Below are 17,860 nucleotides of genomic sequence, written 5' to 3' on the forward strand. Positions count from 1 at the left end.
AGGATCTCCTTATATGTGGTGCTAATACCCGGTTCAGAGTAGCATATTTCTACCTTATGATTCGTTAGCTATCTGGAGTTTTAACATGCCGCCTCGCCGCTATAACCCTGACACCCGACGTGACGAGCTGCTGGAACGCATTAATCTCGATATCCCCGGCGCGGTGGCCCAGGCGCTACGGGAAGATTTAGGCGGAACAGTCGATGCCAACAATGACATTACGGCAAAACTTTTACCGGAAAACTCTCGCTCTCATGCCACAGTGATCACCCGCGAGAATGGCGTATTTTGCGGCAAACGCTGGGTTGAAGAGGTGTTTATTCAACTGGCAGGCGACGATGTCACCATAATCTGGCATGTGGATGACGGCGATGTCATCAACGCCAATCAACCCTTGTTCGAACTCGAAGGCCCATCTCGCGTGCTGTTAACGGGCGAACGCACTGCGCTTAATTTTGTGCAAACCCTTTCAGGAGTTGCCAGTAAGGTACGCCACTATGTCGAATTACTGGAAGGCACCAACACGCAGCTGTTGGATACGCGCAAAACCTTACCCGGCCTGCGTTCAGCTCTGAAATACGCGGTACTTTGCGGCGGCGGAGCGAATCACCGTCTGGGGCTTTCTGATGCCTTCCTGATCAAAGAAAACCATATTATTGCCTCCGGCTCAGTGCGCCAGGCGGTCGAAAAAGCGTCCTGGTTGCACCCGGATGCGCCAGTAGAAGTCGAAGTAGAGAATCTGGAAGAACTTGATGAAGCCCTGAAAGCAGGTGCCGATATCATCATGCTGGATAACTTCGAAACAGAACAGATGCGCGAAGCCGTCAAACGCACCAACGGCAAGGCGCTACTGGAAGTGTCTGGCAACGTCACTGACAAAACACTGCGCGAATTTGCCGAAACGGGCGTGGACTTTATCTCCGTTGGTGCGCTAACTAAACACGTACAGGCACTCGACCTTTCAATGCGTTTTCGCTAATTGCTAACAGATTTATCCGCTCCATCGCGGGCGGATAAATCTCCCCTTCCCCAACTTTCTTCGTAACGCCTCGCAAATTTCTTGTCTTTCGCTGCAACGAAATAAAAAACCTCGGAAGCTGCTTTCCCGTTTCGTTTTTTGCCCCTCGCTTGTGCTGATGGCGTTTGCCAAAGTAGCGCCAACCAAATCAAGGAGCGAAACAGATGGACAAGCAACGCGGTTTTACACTTATCGAACTGATGGTGGTTATTGGCATCATTGCCATTTTAAGCGCCATTGGTATTCCCGCTTATCAAAACTACCTGCGCAAAGCCGCACTCACCGACATGCTACAAACCTTTGTGCCTTACCGTACCGCCGTAGAGTTGTGCGCGCTGGAACATGGTGGATTAAATACCTGCGACGGTGGCAGCAATGGCATTCCCTCGCCTACCACCACCCGCTATGTTTCAGCCATGAGTGTGGCAAAGGGCGTGGTGTCGCTGACCGGGCAAGAAAGTCTCAATGGACTAAGCGTCGTCATGACGCCGGGTTGGGATAACGCAAACGGCGTCACCGGCTGGACGCGTAACTGCAATATTCAAAGTGACAGCGCATTGCAGCAAGCCTGCGAAGATGTCTTCCGCTTTGATGACGCCAACTAAGGAGCGGCAATGAATATTCCACAGCTCACTGCCCTGTGTCTGCGTTATCAGGGAGTCTTGCTGGATGCCAGCGAAGAGGTGGTTCATGTTGCGGTAGTCGATGCACCTTCGCATGAGCTACTGGACGCATTGCATTTCGCTACCACCAAACGTATTGAGATCACCTGCTGGACACGCCAACAAATGGAAGGTCACGCCAGTCGCACACAACAGACATTGCCCGTAGCTGTTCAGGAGAAGCATCAGCCCAAAGCAGAGTTGCTGACTCGAACGTTACAATCTGCGCTAGAACAACGCGCGTCTGATATTCATATCGAACCAGCGGACAATGCCTACCGCATCCGCTTGCGTATCGACGGCGTATTGCATCCTTTACCGGACGTTTCACCGGATGCCGGAGTCGCATTAACCGCCAGATTAAAAGTGCTGGGAAACCTGGATATTGCGGAACATCGCCTGCCGCAGGACGGGCAATTCACTGTCGAACTGGCAGGAAACGCCGTCTCATTTCGTATTGCGACCTTAGCATGTCGGGGTGGTGAAAAGGTGGTATTAAGGTTGTTACAGCAGGTGAACCAGGCACTGGATGTTAACACGCTTGGAATGCAGCCGTCACAACTGGTGGACTTTGCTCATGCCTTGCAACAACCACAGGGACTGGTGCTGGTAACTGGCCCTACAGGCAGCGGCAAAACGGTCACGCTTTATAGTGCCCTGCAAATGCTGAATACCGCTGACATTAATATTTGTAGCGTCGAAGATCCGGTTGAGATCCCCATAGCCGGACTAAACCAGACGCAAATCCATTCGCGTGCCGGACTCACCTTTCAGGGCGTTTTGCGTGCGTTATTGCGCCAGGATCCTGACGTCATCATGATCGGAGAGATCCGCGATGGCGAAACGGCAGAAATTGCCATTAAAGCCGCGCAAACCGGTCACCTGGTGTTGTCTACCCTACACACTAACTCCACCTGCGAAACGCTGGTACGTTTACAGCAAATGGGAGTCGCCCGCTGGATGCTATCATCGGCGCTTACGCTGGTAATAGCCCAGCGTCTGGTACGCAAACTTTGCCCGCATTGTCGCCGGCAGCAAGGGGAGCCCATCCATATTCCAGACAATGTATGGCCGTCGCCGCTGCCCCACTGGCAGGCACCCGGTTGTGTACATTGCTACCACGGTTTTTATGGTCGCACGGCCTTATTTGAAGTTCTGCCCATAACACCGGTCATACGTCAGCTTATTTCCGCTAATACCGACGTTGAATCGCTGGAAACGCACGCCCGACAGGCGGGTATGCGAACGCTTTTTGAAAACGGCTGCCTAGCCGTGGAGCAAGGCTTAACCACCTTTGAAGAGTTAATCCGCGTATTAGGGATGCCGCATGGCGAGTAAGCAACTCTGGCGCTGGCATGGCATAACCGGCGACGGCAATGCGCAAGATGGGATGCTATGGGCAGAGAGCCGTGCTTTGCTGCTCATGGCACTACAGCAACAGATGGTTACCCCACTAAGCCTGAAGCGAATCACCATCAATTCTACGCAGTGGCGAGGAGATATAAGCGCGGAAGTCATTCATCAACTGGCGACGCTACTCAAAGCCGGGTTAACGCTTTCTGAAGGGCTGGCTCTGCTGGCGGAACAGCATCCCAGTAAGCAGTGGCAAGCGTTGCTGCAATCACTGGCGCACGATCTTGAACAGGGCGTTGCCTTTTCCAATGCCTTATTACCCTGGTCAGAGGTATTTCCGCCGCTCTATCAGGCGATGATCCGCACGGGTGAACTGACCGGTAAGCTGGATGAATGCTGCTTTGAACTGGCGCGTCAGCAAAAAGCCCAGCGTCAGTTGACCGACAAAGTGAAATCAGCGTTACGTTATCCCATTATCATTTTAGCGATGGCAATCATGGTGGTTGTGGCAATGCTGCATTTTGTACTGCCGGAGTTTGCCGCTATCTATAAGACCTTTAACACTCCGCTACCGGCGCTAACGCAGGGGATCATGACGCTGGCAAGTTTTAGTGGCGAATGGGGTTGGTTGCTGGTGCTATTCGGCTTTCTGCTGGCGATAGCCAATAAGCTGCTGATGCGCCACCCAACCAGGCTTATCGCACGGCAGAAATTGCTGTTACGCATCCCGATTATGGGTTCACTGATGCGGGGACAAAAACTCACGCAGATCTTTACGATTCTGACACTGACACAAAGTGCAGGCATTTCTTTTTTACAGGGCGTTGAGAGCGTCAGAGAAACAATGCGCTGCCCGTACTGGGTGCAACTTCTGACACAAATCCAGCACGATATCAGTAACGGTCACCCCATCTGGCTGGCGCTAAAAAATGCCGGTGAGTTTAGCCCGCTCTGTTTGCAATTAGTGAGAACAGGAGAGGCATCCGGCTCGCTGGATCTCATGTTAGACAACCTCGCCCATCATCATCGGGATAACACAATGGCGCTGGCGGATAACCTCGCAGCCTTACTGGAACCGGCGTTGCTGATCATAACGGGAGGAATTATCGGTACGCTGGTGGTGGCAATGTATCTGCCAATTTTCCATTTAGGCGATGCGATGAGTGGAATGGGATAACGCTGGCGTGTTGCTCCACGCCAGCGTTGGTATATTACAGGTTGTTGAAGATGCGGTTTTCTTGTTCCTGCACACGGATAAACGTGGTGCGCTTGGTCAGTTCTTTCAGGCGTGAAGCCCCAACGTATGTACAAGCTGAACGCAGGCCGCCCAAAATATCACGCGCGGTATTTTCAACCGGGCCTCGCAGCGGCAGCTTAACGGTTTTACCTTCTGCTGCGCGATATTCCGCAACGCCGCCAACGTGACGTTTCATCGCAGACTCTGAGCTCATGCCGTAGAACAACATAAATTTCTCGCCGTTCTCCTCAACGATGCGACCGCCGCTCTCTTCGTGGCCCGCCAGCATGCCGCCAAGCATTACGAAATCGGCACCGCCGCCAAAGGCTTTCGCGACATCGCCCGGCGTGGTGCAGCCGCCATCGCTGACGATCATTCCGCCCAGACCGTGCGCAGCATCGGCGCATTCGATCACCGCAGAAAGTTGCGGATAACCGACGCCTGTTTTGACGCGAGTTGTACAAACAGAACCTGGGCCAATGCCAACTTTAACGATATCGGCACCGGAGAGGATAAGCTCCTCACACATTTCACCAGTCACTACGTTGCCTGCACAAATGGTTTTGGTCGGCCACGCTTCACGCGCTTTCGCAACGAACTGCACGAAGTGTTCGGAATAACCATTCGCCACGTCAATACAAACGAAATTTAATGCCGGGTTCAGGTCGAGAATCTGTTTAGTTTTTTCGAAATCCGCATCAGACGTGCCGGTAGAAACCATCACATGTTTCAGCACATCAGCGGAAGAATTGTTGATAAACGCTTGCCACTCTTCGACAGAATAGTGTTTATGCACAGCAGTCAGAATATCAAAAGAAGCCAGCGCAGAGGCCATAGAAAATGTGCCTACGGTGTCCATATTTGCGGCAATAATCGGCACGCCGGACCAACTCTGACCTGAATGTTTGAAGGTGAATTGACGTTCCAGTTCAACATCGGAACGGCTTTTAAGAGTGGAGCGTTTAGGGCGGATGAGAACGTCTTTAAAACCTAACTTCAGATCTTCTTCAATACGCATGTGCGGATTCCTGGGGTTAATGGCTATAAGGGTAAGAGCGCAACTCCAGTGACGTTATCATACGCACTAATCAATGCGGCGCAAGACTGCGAAATTGTCTTTTTTTACGCTACAATCCCATAAATTTACCTGGTAAATAGTGAGCGAACGTTTCATCAATTTCGCTTTCGTGCGCTCATTTTTAACGTTTTGATAATCATGATGAATTCCCGGGAATATAAATTATGAGGTATATAGTTGCCTTAACGGGAGGCATTGGCAGTGGCAAGAGTACCGTTGCCAATGCGTTTGCTAATCTCGGAATTAACGTCATTGATGCCGATATTATTGCGCGTCAGGTGGTTGAACCAGGTGCACCTGCGCTACATGCCATTGCTGATCACTTTGGCGCTAACATGATTGCTGCTGATGGAACATTGCAGCGCCGGGCCTTGCGCGAACGGATCTTCGCCAACCCGGAAGAGAAAAACTGGCTTAACGCCCTGCTGCATCCGCTGATTCAGCAAGAGACGCAACACCAGATCCAGCAAGCTACTTCCCCCTATGTACTATGGGTTGTGCCATTGCTGGTAGAAAACTCACTGTATAAAAAAGCGAATCGAGTGCTGGTGGTGGATGTCAGCCCAGAAACGCAACTTAAGCGCACCATGCAGCGCGACGATGTAACTCGCGAGCATGTCGAACAAATCCTTGCTGCTCAGGCAACGCGCGAAGCTCGCCTTGCCGTGGCAGATGACGTCATTGATAATAACGGCGCACCGGATGCTATCGCATCGGATGTTGCCCGCCTGCACGCACACTATTTGCAGCTTGCGTCGCAGTTTGTCTCACAGGAAAAACCGTAATGCAGACCCAGGTCCTTTTTGAACATCCACTAAATGAAAAAATGCGTACATGGCTGCGCATTGAGTTTTTGATTCAGCAACTCACCGTTAATTTACCCATCGTTGACCACGCTGGCGCGCTGCATTTCTTCCGTAATGTCAGCGAATTACTGGATGTTTTCGAGCGCGGCGAAGTCCGCACTGAGCTGTTGAAAGAACTTGACCGGCAGCAACGTAAACTCCAGACCTGGATTGGCGTGCCCGGCGTGGACCAGAGCCGTATTGAAGCATTAATTCAGCAGTTAAAAGCGGCGGGGAGCGTATTAATCTCCGCGCCGCGTATCGGGCAATTTCTACGTGAAGATCGTTTGATTGCTCTGGTGCGTCAGCGACTGAGCATCCCGGGCGGCTGTTGCAGCTTTGATTTACCTACATTGCACATTTGGCTGCATCTACCCCAGGCGCAGCGCGACAGCCAGGTAGAAACCTGGATTGCCAGCCTGAACCCGCTTACCCAGGCACTTACCATGGTGCTGGATTTAATTCGCCAGTCGGCCCCCTTCCGTAAACAAACCAGCCTGAATGGTTTTTATCAGGATAACGGTGGCGATGCCGACTTGCTGCGCCTGAATCTGTCGCTCGATTCACAGCTTTATCCGCAAATTTCCGGTCATAAGAGCCGTTTTGCCATTCGTTTTATGCCGCTGGACAGTGAAAACGGACAGGTACCAGAACGTCTGGATTTCGAACTGGCCTGTTGCTAAGGAGTAAAAATGTCAGAAACTATTACGGTGAATTGCCCAACCTGCGGGAAAACGGTGGTGTGGGGTGAAATCAGCCCGTTTCGGCCATTTTGCTCCAAACGTTGTCAGCTGATCGACCTCGGAGAATGGGCTGCTGAAGAAAAACGAATCCCCAGCAGTGGCGATCTTTCCGAAAGCGATGACTGGAGCGAAGAGCCAAAGCAGTGACATTCTATCTGATGCGACGCTGGCCTGATAAAACGCGCCAGCGTCGCATCAGGCATCATATGCAAATGTCGGATGCAGCGTGACGCCTTATCCGGCATACACACGCTTAAGTTTCGCAATTACCGGTTCATTGGCTGGCGGAAAATCATCGGCATTAAGACCGACCAGCGACATCCACTCACCGGGTTGCCCTTCTTTACCCCACGGCTCCCCTTCCCAGCTTTCGACCAGCCAGAACCACAGAGTTATATGCCTGTCCGGGAATTCATATTCCAGTTTTTCAAATAGCGAAAAATGTTGTGGGGTAATCCCGACTTCTTCCTGAAGTTCACGCACCACCGCCTGTTCCGGCGTTTCGCCCATTTCAACTTTACCGCCGGGAAACTCCAGTTTATTCGCCATGTGCGCATCTGCTGCGCGACGCGTTATAAAGATTTCATTGTTCTCGTTGCGAATAATACCTACCGCAATTTGCAGCTTTTTCATTGTCTTAAACCTATAAAAAAGGCGCAGAATCCTGCGCCTTTTACTTCAACTGTTAGCTTTTATTGCAGGCGGCCATGGCACTGCTTGTATTTTTTACCAGAACCACACGGGCAAGGATCGTTACGTCCTACTTTGCGTTCACCGGTTTGTGCCGCCAGTGCAGCTGCGGCTGCAGAGTCGTCATCCTGATAGCTAAGCTGCTGCATTTGCGCTAAACGCTCGGCTTCCATACGACGCTGTTGTTCCAGCTCCTCAACCTCTTCAGGCATACGTACCTGAACTTTGCTCAGCGTACTGATAACTTCATATTTCAACGACTCCAGCATCGCTGCAAACATGGAGAACGATTCACGTTTGTATTCCTGCTTCGGATCTTTCTGTGCATAGCCACGCAGGTGGATACCCTGACGCAGATAGTCCATCGCTGCCAGGTGCTCTTTCCACAGAGAGTCGAGAGTTTGCAGCATGACGCCTTTCTCGAAGTGACGCATCATCTCAGCACCAACCACTTCTTCTTTACGCTGATACACTTCGATGGACTGCGCCAGAATGCGCTCACGCAGCGTCTCTTCATGCAGTTCTGGTTCTTTATCCAGCCACTCGGCAATTGGTAAATCGAGGTCGAAATCGTTCTTCAGACGTTCCTGCAGCCCCGGAATATCCCACATTTCTTCCAGCGACTGTGGCGGAATGTAGGCATCAATGGTCGCTTTGAACACATCTTCACGAATGCTGTTGATGGTTTCGCTCACATCGCTGACATCCAGCAGTTCGTTACGCTGGGAGTAAATGGCGCGACGCTGATCGTTAGCCACGTCATCATATTCCAGCAGTTGCTTACGAATGTCGAAGTTACGGCTTTCAACTTTACGCTGGGCGTTGGCAATCGCTTTGGTCACCCACGGGTGCTCAATGGCTTCGCCTGGCTTCATACCCAGTTTACGCATCATGCCGGATACTCGGTCGGAAGCAAAAATACGCATCAGCGCATCTTCCATCGACAGGTAGAAACGGGAAGAACCAGCATCCCCCTGACGACCAGAACGACCGCGCAGCTGGTTATCGATACGACGGGATTCGTGACGTTCAGTACCGATGATATGCAGGCCACCTGCTGCCAGTACCGCATCGTGACGTACCTGCCAGTCGGCTTTAATTTTTTCAATTTGCTCTGCAGTCGGATTTTCCAGCGCGGCAACTTCTGCCTGCCAGCTACCACCGAGCACAATATCGGTACCACGACCCGCCATGTTGGTCGCGATAGTCACCGCAGCCGGGTAACCTGCCTGAGCAACAATCGCCGCTTCGTTGGCATGGAATTTGGCGTTCAGGACGTTGTGCTTAATACCGGCTTTGGTCAGTTCATTTGACACCAGCTCCGATTTTTCGATGGAGATTGTACCCACCAGCACCGGCTGGCCTTTCGCAGTACGTTCTTTGATATCTTCAATGATCGCCTGAATTTTTTCCGCTTCAGTCATGTAGACCAGGTCCGGCAGATCTTTACGAATCATTGGGCGGTTGGTCGGAACAACGACAGTATCCAGCTTATAGATGGAGCTGAATTCGAAAGCTTCGGTATCAGCAGTACCAGTCATCCCCGCCAGTTTTTCATACAGACGGAAGTAGTTCTGGAAGGTGATCGAAGCCAGCGTTTGGTTTTCGTTCTGGATCTGCACACCTTCTTTCGCTTCCACAGCCTGGTGCAGACCATCGGACCAGCGACGGCCCTGCATGGTACGACCGGTGTGTTCGTCAACGATGATAACTTCACCATCTTTAACGATGTAGTCGACGTCACGGGTAAACAGCGCATGAGCGCGCAGCGCCGCCGTTACGTGGTGCATCAGCATGATGTTGGCCGGAGAGTACAGAGACTCTCCTTCATCCATGATGCCTTCTTTAACCAGCAGTTCTTCAATCAGGACCAGACCACGTTCGGTCAGGTTCACCTGGCGAGATTTTTCATCCACCGAGAAGTGGCCTTCGCCCTGGAAGGTTTCGGAGTCTTCTTTTTCCTGACGGATCAGGTGCGGAATAATTTTATTCACGCGTTTATACATTTCCGAGCTGTCTTCTGCCGGGCCGGAAATGATCAGCGGTGTACGCGCTTCATCGATCAGGATGGAGTCCACTTCGTCCACCAGCGCATAGTGCAGTTTACGCTGTACACGTTCTTCAGGACTGAACGCCATGTTGTCACGCAGGTAGTCAAAGCCGTATTCGTTGTTCGTACCGTAAGTGATGTCAGCAGCGTAGGCTTCACGCTTTGCCGGTGCTGGCATGCCCGGCAGGTTGATACCGACAGTCAGGCCAAGGAATTCAAACAGCGGACGGTTGTTTTCGGCGTCACGTTGCGCCAGGTAGTCGTTGACGGTAACTACGTGTACGCCTTTACCGGTTAGTGCGTTCAGGTAAGCAGGCAGCGTTGCGGTCAGGGTTTTACCTTCACCGGTACGCATTTCGGCGATGCAGCGTTCGTTAAGAACCATACCGCCGAGTAACTGAACGTCGAAGTGACGCATGCCAAAGACGCGCTTACTTGCCTCACGCACCACGGCGAAAGCTTCCGGGATCAGATTTTCCAGCACTTCGCCTTTTTCCAGACGCGCACGAAACTCTGCGGTTTTCCCTTTCAGTTCTTCGTCGGAGAGTTTTTCCATCTCCGGTTCCATGGCATTGATGATGTTGACCACTTTGCGCATCCGGCGCAGGGTGCGATCGTTACGACTACCGAAAACTTTAGTTAATAATTTGATTAGCATAATAAAATCTCAAACGCCCCGCGTTGCGGAGTTAATAAAATGAAGTAAAGGTTTATTGTTGTTAGCTGAGGCGTTGAGGGCCAGCACGGATGCCTTGCGCCTGGCTTATCCAGACGGGCGTGCTGAATTTTGCTTGTGGGGTAAAATGCGCATAATCAATGCGATAACCCTTTTCAGACGGCGTGCCTTCCTGGGTCAGAAGCGCGCTAAGCGTATCCAGTAATGCAAGATGTTGCGCCTGAAGAGGCAAAGATTCTTCAGCAACGGGCAGCGTTTGCGGTGCCATCGCGAAGGAAAGATGGCGGATTACCGTGCGAATGGCATGTTGATGCCAGTAATCAACGGAATAGTTCGAATTCGGGCGGCGCGTGTTCGCTTCCAGCAAGGCCAATTGACCAAAGTTAACTTTGGCTGAAGGCTCGTGGTTGCGGGTTGTCGCTTTTGCGGGCGCGTTTGGTTCGGCGGCATTGCTGAGTGCAGGCAAACCTAAACTCGCCGCGACCATCCCTAATAAGAGATGCGGCCAGAAGTAGCGTTTACCAAACTGTCGCCAGCGCGTCAGTATTCCACTCACGTTATTGCCATCCCGATCGTATTCAAACGTATTTAGCGCACAAATCTTATCATTAAAGCCTGAAGTCCACAGCACGAATGAAGATAAGTTGTGCGTAAAAGTGCTTAAGAAAACAGCGTTCGCACCGTTTTTTATAGCTCTTATAAAATTCAAAAAAAAACGACTGGTTCACCTGGCCGGAGAGAGTGCCAGATTTGCCAGTCGAATTTTATACGACAGTATAAATGTCGTTATGCCAGTACGGCTGAAGGCGCTTTGAAGGCCAACGGCAGTTCTGCGTCGTCCTGGAAGGTCACATATTCCCAGGCTTCCTGTTTTGCAAGGACAGCCTGCAGCAGTTTGTTATTCAGTGCATGACCAGATTTATAAGCGGTAAATGCACCAATAATATTGTGACCACACATGAACAAGTCACCGATCGCATCGAGCATTTTGTGACGCACAAATTCGTCTTCAAAACGCAGGCCGTCTTCGTTCAGTACGCGATAATCGTCAACAACGATGGCACAATCGAAGCTGCCGCCCAGGCACAAACCACGGGACTGCAGATATTCGATATCACGCATGAAACCGAACGTACGCGCACGGCTGATCTGGCGCATAAACGCATCAGCGGAGAAGTTCATCGCATAGCGCTGGTTGCTGGAATCAATAGCCGGATGGTTAAAATCGATGGTGAAATCCAGAGAAAAACCATTGTACGGCTTAAATTCAGCCCACTTATCGCCATCTTCGACACGAACAGTCTCTTTAATGCGAACAAATTTCTTGGCGCAGTTCAACTCGTCGATACCGGCGTCAAGCAGCAGGTATACAAACGGAGCGGCGCTGCCGTCCATGATCGGGATTTCCGGCGCGTTAACTTCGATAACAATGTTATCGATGCCCAGGCCCGCGAGAGCAGCATTGAGGTGCTCTACGGTTGAAATCCGCACATCATGCTCGTTGACCAGACACGTACAGAGCATGGTATCACGCACAGATTTGGCATCGGCCGGGAAATCTACCGGTGGATTCAAGTCGGTGCGACGATAGATGACCCCGGTGTTGGCCGGCGCAGGGCGTAACGTCAGGGTGACTTTCTTGCCGGTATGTAAACCGACACCCGTCGCCTGAACGATACGTTTAAGTGTCCTTTGTTTGATCATCGTATTATCTCGCCAAATTACCTATCCAACCGAAGTGTACTATACATTCGGCGGGCCAGTTTAGCACAAAGAGCCTCGAAACCCAAATTCCAGTCAATTCTTAATCAGCTTGCTTACGCAGGAATGCTGGGATATCCAGATAATCCGGCTCTTTCGCAGTTTGCGGCGCATTGTCATTCACGACTTTAGCAACCGGCTTCTGCTCCTGGGTCAGCGGAGCCATACCGTGCTGCTGGTAGCGATCCATCACTGGCTGCTGAACCTGCTTATTGGTCACCAGAGTGATTTCAGGACGTTTGTCCATGCCGATACCTGTCGCAACAACAGTTACGCGCAGCTCGTCATTCATATCCGGGTCAAGAGAAGTACCGATAACCACGGTCGCGTTGTCGGAAGCAAATGCACGGATGGTGTTACCTACCGTTTCGAACTCATCCAGACGCAGGTCGAAGCCCGCTGTGATGTTAACCAGCACGCCGCGTGCGCCAGACAGGTCGATATCTTCCAGCAGCGGAGAAGAGATAGCCATTTCAGCAGCTTCTTCCGCACGATCTTCACCGCTCGCCACACCAGAACCCATCATTGCGTAGCCCATTTCAGACATTACGGTGCGTACGTCTGCAAAGTCCACGTTCATCAAACCCGGACGAGTAATCAGTTCGGCGATACCTTGCACAGCGCCTTTCAGTACATCGTTCGCTGCGCCAAACGCATCCAGCAGGGAGATACCTCGGCCCAGAACTTTCAGCAGTTTGTCGTTCGGGATAGTGATCAGAGAGTCCACATGCTTGGACAGTTCAGTGATCCCCTGCTCCGCGAATGCCATACGCTTCTTGCCTTCAAAGTTGAAAGGCTTAGTGACGACAGCAACGGTCAGGATACCCAAATCTTTTGCCACTTCAGCGACGACTGGTGCTGCACCTGTACCGGTACCACCACCCATACCCGCAGCAATAAAGACCATGTCTGCACCTTCCAGCGCCGCACGCAGTGCATCGCGATCCTCATCAGCCGCATTGCGGCCAACTTCTGGATTAGCGCCAGCGCCCAGTCCTTTGGTGATACCGCTACCGATTTGAATCGTCTGTCCAACCGCTGTTTTACGCAGCGCTTGTGCATCGGTATTTACCGCGAAGAATTCAACACCTTCAATGCGCTCACGCACCATGTGTTCAACAGCATTACCGCCGCCGCCGCCGACGCCGATGACTTTAATCACCGCGTCATTGGTAAGTTCCATTGGTTCAAACATAGTTTCTCTCCGATTTGTGCCTGTCGCCTGAGGCCGTAATCATCGTCGGCCTCATAAAAATTAAAACTCTTTTCGCAGCCAACTATTGAGTCGCTTGATCCACGAGCCAACTGATGCTGTAACACGTTTTTCTACTTCAGCTTCACCGTTAAGATGTGACTCTTTCCCATAGTGAAGCAATCCCACCGCCGTCGAATAATACGGCTCCTGAGCATAATCCGTTAAACCGGTAATGTTCAGCGGCGCGCCGATACGCACTTGCGTATGAAACACGCGCTGAGCACAGGCTGCAAGACCTTCGATCTGCGCTGCGCCACCGGTTAATACAATGCCTGCCGCCAGGTGATGTTTAACCCCTTGTTGGCGAAGCTTTTCCTGCAACTGCAATATCTCTTCGTTGACCAGATTGAGCAGCTCGGTATAGCGCGGCTCGATCACCTCTGCCAGGGTCTGACGTTGTAGACTCCGCGGCGGACGACCGCCTACGCTCGGCACTTCCACGCTCTCATCTTTTCCAACGATGGAGCCCAGCGCACAACCGTGGCGAACTTTAATCGCTTCGGCGTCACTTGGCGGTGTGCCAAAGGCGTAAGCGATATCACTGGTCACGACATTGCCAGCATAAGGAATTACCTTCGTGTGGCGCAATGCCCCACCGGTATAAACGGCGATATCCATTGTACCACCACCGATATCAACGACGCAGACACCCAGTTCACGTTCATCTTCCGTCAATACCGAATAACTTGATGCCAGACCGGCAAATATCAGTTGGTCAACTTTCAGCCCACAACGTTCAACCGCTTTGACGATGTTTTTCGCCATATCATTGTGACATGTGATCAGGTGCACTTTTGCCTGCATCCGCACGCCCGAAAGCCCTACCGGATTCTTGATCCCTTCCTGATAGTCAATCGCATACTCTTGCGGGATCACATGCAACACACGATGCTCATCGCGCACACGCACCGATTTCGCGGTATGGACGACGTTTTCCACATCTTCTTGCGTCACTTCTTCTTCAGAAATAGGCACCATACCAATTTCATTCTGGCAGCTGATGTGCTTACCAGAAAGCGCCAGATATACCGAAGAGATCTGACAATCTGCCATCAATTCTGCCTGGTCAATGGCGCGTTGTACGCACTTGACCACGGATTCGAGGTCGTTCACCCCACCTTTATCCATACCACGCGACGGGCAACTACCCACGCCAATGATATTGACCATACCGTCGGGCAGAACTTCCCCTACTAAAGCGGCAACCTTCGCGGTACCAATCTCCAGTCCTACTACCAGTTTTCTGTCCGTCGCCTTGATCATTGTTGTTCTGCCTGTGCCTGATTTTGTTGCTGAGTAGATTCCTCTGGCGGCAAGGGCGCCCAGCCTACTGCCGCTCCAGAGTCATAACGCAAATCAACGTAGCTAATCCGTTTGCCATCGGTTTGCGCCTGCTGCTGTAAAACCGGATAAAGTTCTACAAAGCGAGCCAAACGTTTCATCGTATCGCCCCGACCAAGATTGAGCTTAATATCGTTATTCAGCGTCAACTGCCAGGAACGTCGCGCGGTCATCGCCGCTTCCTTCAGAGTAAATCTGTCCTTTGCCAGCATCTGCCCCATTTCGCGATAGCCCTGCAACACTTCATTGGCGCTGCCTTCCGGGCCATACAGCATTGGAAGCACCTGCTTGCTGGTGCGATCTGGCGGCACGCTGAAGGTGTTTCCTTCCGCGTCTACCATATGTTGATCATTCCACCGCGCAATCGGCACATATTCAACCAGATGAATCTTCAATTCATCAGGCCACTGCTTTCTGACGCTCACCTGCTTAATCCACGGCAGGCGTTGTTCTATTTGCGTCTGGATGATGTTGACATCCTGGGTCATAAAGGTACCTGGCTCACCCAATGCCAGGATCGACTGCCGGATATCGTCATTACGCGTGTAATGGCGTTCACCGGTCAACACCAGCTTTGAGAGCGGCAGGCGTTGCGCATCTTCCATCCAGCCCAACACGACCCAGCCGCTCACCAACACTGTCGTTAAAACGGTCAGCAGGAAAAGGATCCCCGCCAGACGCGTTCCATTATTGCGGCGAGAAGAAACCTCTTCTTCGCTATTTCGCGTGTTCAGAGCAGCCTGCGACATATTAGTCCGCCAGTTCCAGAATTCGTACTACCAACTGCGAGAAGCTCATACCTGCCTGACGTGCCGCCATCGGCACCAGACTGTGGCTGGTCATACCCGGTGAGGTATTGGCTTCCAGCAGATAAAACTGTCCATCACTGTCCAGCATAACGTCAATACGTCCCCATCCTTTGCAACCTAACGTCGTCCATGCTTTTAGCACTAATGCCTGCAAATTGGCCTCTTGTGACGCTTCCAGACCTGCGGGGCAGAAATACTGTGTCTCATCAGAGAGATACTTCGCCTCATAATCATAGAAGGTTCCGGCCGGTTGAATACGTATTGACGGTAAAATTTCTTCACCGAGTATCGCAATCGTGAACTCCGGCCCACTTAGCCATTTTTCAATCAATACTTCTTCATCGTGCTGAAATGCCAATCTTAATGCATCTTGTAGAGCATTTTCTGCTACTACTTTTGACATTCCCACACTGGAACCTTCGCGGCTCGGCTTAACGATAACCGGCAAACCCAGAGAAGAAATTTCTGCTAACTGCTTATCGTTAAGGCCTTTTTCAAACTCTGCGCGGGTTAACGCTACCCACGGCGCGACCGGTAAACCGGCACCCTGCCACAGAAGTTTGCTGCGTAGTTTATCCATTGAAAGCGCAGATGCCATCACTCCGCTGCCGGTATAAGGCAAGCCCATCAGCTCGAGCATGCCCTGCAGCGTACCATCTTCACCGCCGCGACCGTGTAGCGCGATAAACACTTTCTGAAAACCCATCGACTTCAGTTGCGTCACGTCGACTTCTTTCGGGTCGACAGGATACGCGTCAATACCGCCTTCACGCAGCCCGGCTAACACCGCTGCGCCAGAATTCAGAGAAACTTCCCGCTCAGCGGAGGTCCCGCCCAACAGGACCGCGATTTTATCAGTCATGTTGTTCTTCCTCCGGAGTTTGCGGCTTCAGTTTGATTTCAGCTAAAGAACGAGCAATTTTTCCGATATTACCAGCCCCCTGAACGAGAATCAGGTCGTTACCGGTTAATACCGGTGCCAGCATCTCGGCTACCTGCGCCGGGTCCGGCACCAGAATGGGATCAATTTTCCCACGTCCACGAATTGTGCGACACAGCGAACGGCTGTCCGCTCCCGGAATTGGCGCTTCACCAGCCGGATACACTTCCAGCATCAACAGGGTATCAACCTGCGTCAGCACATTGGCGAAATCATCATACAGGTCGCGCGTACGGGTAAAACGGTGCGGCTGAAACAGCATTACCAGGTTTTTATCCGGCCAGCCTGCGCGCGCCGCTTTAATAGTGGCGTCCACTTCCGTCGGGTGGTGGCCGTAGTCATCGACCAGCATTGCCGTACCGCTTTTTCCATTCACTGGCTCTAGCGGGAATTCACCGAGGAAATCGAAACGGCGCCCCGTCCCCTGGAAGCTTTCCAGCGCACGCAAAATAGCCTCGTCGTCAATTCCCTCTTCCGTAGCAACCGCAACCGCAGCTGCGGCGTTCAGCGCGTTATGACGACCTGGCGCATTCAGGGTGACGCGCATCGGCTCTTTGTCCTGGCGCAGCAGCGTAAAGTGCCCCTGCGGGCCAATCTGCTGATAATCTTCTACACGCACGTCGGCATCTTCGCTGAAGCCGTAAGTCGTGGTCTGACGTCCCACACGCGGTAACAATTCGCGGATCACCGGATCATCAACACACATCACCGCACGACCGTAAAACGGCAGGTTGTGCAGAAAATTAATAAAAGTCTGTTTTAAATTCTCAAAGTCGCCCTGGTAGGTATCCATGTGGTCGGCTTCGATATTGGTGACAATCGCCACCATCGGTTGCAGATGCAGGAACGATGCATCACTCTCATCTGCTTCGGCAATCAGGTACCGACCATGCCCCAAACGCGCATGAACCCCCGCCGCTTTTACCAGCCCACCGTTAACGAAGGTTGGGTCGAGTCCCGCTTCTGCGTAGATGCTAGAAACCATCGCGGTGGTTGTCGTTTTGCCGTGTGTTCCGGCAATGGCGATGCCATGACGAAAACGCATTAACTCAGCCAGCATTTCAGCACGACGGATCACCGGAATACGCGCTTCATGAGCTGCAACAATTTCCGGGTTATCGGCAGAAATCGCGCTGGAAACAACGACCACGCTGGCATCACGTACGTTTTCCGGGCGATGGTTGAAATAAATCGTCGCTCCCAGATTCATTAACTGCTGCGTGACCGGATTTGGCGCTAAATCGGAACCACTGATCTGATAACCTTCATTGGCCAGAACTTCGGCAATACCGCCCATACCGGCACCACCGATGCCGACAAAATGTATGTGCCGAACGCGACGCATTTCGGGCACGATGGAACGCAGTTTTGCCAATTGTTGTGTATTCATTCTTTACGCCAT

At 51.9% G+C, this 17,860-nt stretch carries 18 protein-coding genes; 7 read left to right on the forward strand and 11 right to left on the reverse strand.

The window, feature by feature from the left end; genetic code table 11:
* Positions 1-85 precede the first annotated feature (85 nt).
* The 4 genes from nadC (at position 86) to hofC (ending at position 4,210) form a co-directional block, all read left to right on the forward strand.
* A complete protein-coding gene (gene nadC, locus EAS44_RS20075) occupies positions 86-979 on the forward strand; it encodes a carboxylating nicotinate-nucleotide diphosphorylase (protein WP_001135168.1) in 894 nt (297 codons plus the stop codon).
* Positions 980-1,182: 203 nt separating this feature from the next.
* On the forward strand, positions 1,183-1,623 hold the full coding sequence (gene ppdD / locus EAS44_RS20080) for a prepilin peptidase-dependent pilin (RefSeq protein WP_000360914.1): 441 nt from the start codon (positions 1,183-1,185) through the stop codon (positions 1,621-1,623).
* Positions 1,624-1,632: 9 nt separating this feature from the next.
* Entirely contained in the window at positions 1,633-3,018 is a 1,386-nt protein-coding gene (gspE, locus tag EAS44_RS20085; RefSeq protein WP_001025178.1) for a type II secretion system protein GspE, read from the forward strand.
* Entirely contained in the window at positions 3,008-4,210 is a 1,203-nt protein-coding gene (gene hofC, locus EAS44_RS20090) for a protein transport protein HofC (protein ID WP_000157254.1), read from the forward strand. Before gspE ends, hofC begins: the two co-directional genes overlap by 11 nt.
* Before the next feature lie 34 nt (positions 4,211-4,244).
* Here the strand turns inward: hofC and guaC are convergent, their stop codons facing one another.
* Positions 4,245-5,288, reverse strand: coding sequence for a GMP reductase (gene guaC / locus EAS44_RS20095; protein WP_001217338.1), 1,044 nt, complete (start codon positions 5,286-5,288; stop codon positions 4,245-4,247).
* Between the two features lie 155 nt (positions 5,289-5,443).
* Positions 5,444-5,488, reverse strand: coding sequence for a protein YacM (locus tag EAS44_RS25285; RefSeq protein WP_120795372.1), 45 nt, complete (start codon positions 5,486-5,488; stop codon positions 5,444-5,446).
* A gap of 24 nt (positions 5,489-5,512) precedes the next feature.
* On the opposite strand from EAS44_RS25285, the gene coaE reads away from it, so the two are divergent.
* From coaE to yacG, 3 genes are read left to right on the forward strand one after another with little or no spacing between them, the layout of a single operon-like run.
* Positions 5,513-6,133 carry a dephospho-CoA kinase gene (coaE, locus tag EAS44_RS20100; protein WP_001269535.1) on the forward strand — a complete coding sequence of 207 codons (621 nt, stop codon included), beginning with the start codon at positions 5,513-5,515 and terminating at the stop codon, positions 6,131-6,133.
* Entirely contained in the window at positions 6,133-6,876 is a 744-nt protein-coding gene (gene zapD, locus EAS44_RS20105) for a cell division protein ZapD (protein ID WP_001194731.1), read from the forward strand. The genes coaE and zapD overlap by 1 nt, the downstream gene beginning before the upstream one ends.
* A 9-nt stretch (positions 6,877-6,885) precedes the next feature.
* A complete protein-coding gene (gene yacG, locus EAS44_RS20110; protein WP_000005042.1) occupies positions 6,886-7,083 on the forward strand; it encodes a DNA gyrase inhibitor YacG in 198 nt (65 codons plus the stop codon).
* 87 nt (positions 7,084-7,170) lie between these two features.
* On the opposite strand, the gene mutT is transcribed toward yacG, so the two are convergent.
* From mutT to murC, 9 genes are all read right to left on the reverse strand, one after another.
* Complete coding sequence (mutT, locus tag EAS44_RS20115) at positions 7,171-7,569, reverse strand: 8-oxo-dGTP diphosphatase MutT (RefSeq protein WP_000736044.1); 399 nt, start codon at positions 7,567-7,569, stop codon at positions 7,171-7,173.
* 59 nt (positions 7,570-7,628) lie between these two features.
* Entirely contained in the window at positions 7,629-10,334 is a 2,706-nt protein-coding gene (gene secA / locus EAS44_RS20120; RefSeq protein ID WP_000905783.1) for a preprotein translocase subunit SecA, read from the reverse strand.
* A gap of 61 nt (positions 10,335-10,395) precedes the next feature.
* The gene (gene secM / locus EAS44_RS20125; RefSeq protein WP_000014320.1) at positions 10,396-10,908 is read right to left on the reverse strand and encodes a secA translation cis-regulator SecM; all 513 of its coding nucleotides are present in this window, start codon (positions 10,906-10,908) and stop codon (positions 10,396-10,398) included.
* A 230-nt stretch (positions 10,909-11,138) separates the two neighbouring features.
* The gene (gene lpxC, locus EAS44_RS20130; protein WP_000595482.1) at positions 11,139-12,056 is read right to left on the reverse strand and encodes a UDP-3-O-acyl-N-acetylglucosamine deacetylase; all 918 of its coding nucleotides are present in this window, start codon (positions 12,054-12,056) and stop codon (positions 11,139-11,141) included.
* Positions 12,057-12,156: 100 nt separating this feature from the next.
* Entirely contained in the window at positions 12,157-13,308 is a 1,152-nt protein-coding gene (gene ftsZ, locus EAS44_RS20135) for a cell division protein FtsZ (protein ID WP_000462776.1), read from the reverse strand.
* 60 nt (positions 13,309-13,368) lie between these two features.
* Positions 13,369-14,631 carry a cell division protein FtsA gene (gene ftsA, locus EAS44_RS20140; RefSeq protein WP_000588474.1) on the reverse strand — a complete coding sequence of 421 codons (1,263 nt, stop codon included), beginning with the start codon at positions 14,629-14,631 and terminating at the stop codon, positions 13,369-13,371.
* The gene (ftsQ, locus tag EAS44_RS20145) at positions 14,628-15,458 is read right to left on the reverse strand and encodes a cell division protein FtsQ (protein ID WP_000075744.1); all 831 of its coding nucleotides are present in this window, start codon (positions 15,456-15,458) and stop codon (positions 14,628-14,630) included. Before ftsQ ends, ftsA begins: the two co-directional genes overlap by 4 nt.
* A gap of 1 nt (position 15,459) precedes the next feature.
* Positions 15,460-16,380, reverse strand: coding sequence for a D-alanine--D-alanine ligase (gene ddlB, locus EAS44_RS20150; protein WP_000130040.1), 921 nt, complete (start codon positions 16,378-16,380; stop codon positions 15,460-15,462).
* A complete protein-coding gene (gene murC / locus EAS44_RS20155; protein WP_001096048.1) occupies positions 16,373-17,848 on the reverse strand; it encodes a UDP-N-acetylmuramate--L-alanine ligase in 1,476 nt (491 codons plus the stop codon). Before murC ends, ddlB begins: the two co-directional genes overlap by 8 nt.
* Positions 17,849-17,860: the final 12 nt, after the last annotated feature.

This window comes from Escherichia coli DSM 30083 = JCM 1649 = ATCC 11775 (assembly GCF_003697165.2).
Classification (GTDB): Bacteria; Pseudomonadota; Gammaproteobacteria; order Enterobacterales; family Enterobacteriaceae; genus Escherichia; species Escherichia coli.

Coding starts and splice junctions, on each gene's coding strand:
- nadC (WP_001135168.1), top strand. CDS start 86: ATGCCGCCTCGCCGCTATAACCCTGACACCCGACGTGACGAGCTGCTG.
- ppdD (WP_000360914.1), top strand. CDS start 1,183: ATGGACAAGCAACGCGGTTTTACACTTATCGAACTGATGGTGGTTATT.
- gspE (WP_001025178.1), top strand. CDS start 1,633: ATGAATATTCCACAGCTCACTGCCCTGTGTCTGCGTTATCAGGGAGTC.
- hofC (WP_000157254.1), top strand. CDS start 3,008: ATGGCGAGTAAGCAACTCTGGCGCTGGCATGGCATAACCGGCGACGGC.
- guaC (WP_001217338.1), bottom strand. CDS start 5,288: ATGCGTATTGAAGAAGATCTGAAGTTAGGTTTTAAAGACGTTCTCATC.
- coaE (WP_001269535.1), top strand. CDS start 5,513: ATGAGGTATATAGTTGCCTTAACGGGAGGCATTGGCAGTGGCAAGAGT.
- zapD (WP_001194731.1), top strand. CDS start 6,133: ATGCAGACCCAGGTCCTTTTTGAACATCCACTAAATGAAAAAATGCGT.
- yacG (WP_000005042.1), top strand. CDS start 6,886: ATGTCAGAAACTATTACGGTGAATTGCCCAACCTGCGGGAAAACGGTG.
- mutT (WP_000736044.1), bottom strand. CDS start 7,569: ATGAAAAAGCTGCAAATTGCGGTAGGTATTATTCGCAACGAGAACAAT.
- secA (WP_000905783.1), bottom strand. CDS start 10,334: ATGCTAATCAAATTATTAACTAAAGTTTTCGGTAGTCGTAACGATCGC.
- lpxC (WP_000595482.1), bottom strand. CDS start 12,056: ATGATCAAACAAAGGACACTTAAACGTATCGTTCAGGCGACGGGTGTC.
- ftsZ (WP_000462776.1), bottom strand. CDS start 13,308: ATGTTTGAACCAATGGAACTTACCAATGACGCGGTGATTAAAGTCATC.
- ftsA (WP_000588474.1), bottom strand. CDS start 14,631: ATGATCAAGGCGACGGACAGAAAACTGGTAGTAGGACTGGAGATTGGT.
- ftsQ (WP_000075744.1), bottom strand. CDS start 15,458: ATGTCGCAGGCTGCTCTGAACACGCGAAATAGCGAAGAAGAGGTTTCT.
- ddlB (WP_000130040.1), bottom strand. CDS start 16,380: ATGACTGATAAAATCGCGGTCCTGTTGGGCGGGACCTCCGCTGAGCGG.
- murC (WP_001096048.1), bottom strand. CDS start 17,848: ATGAATACACAACAATTGGCAAAACTGCGTTCCATCGTGCCCGAAATG.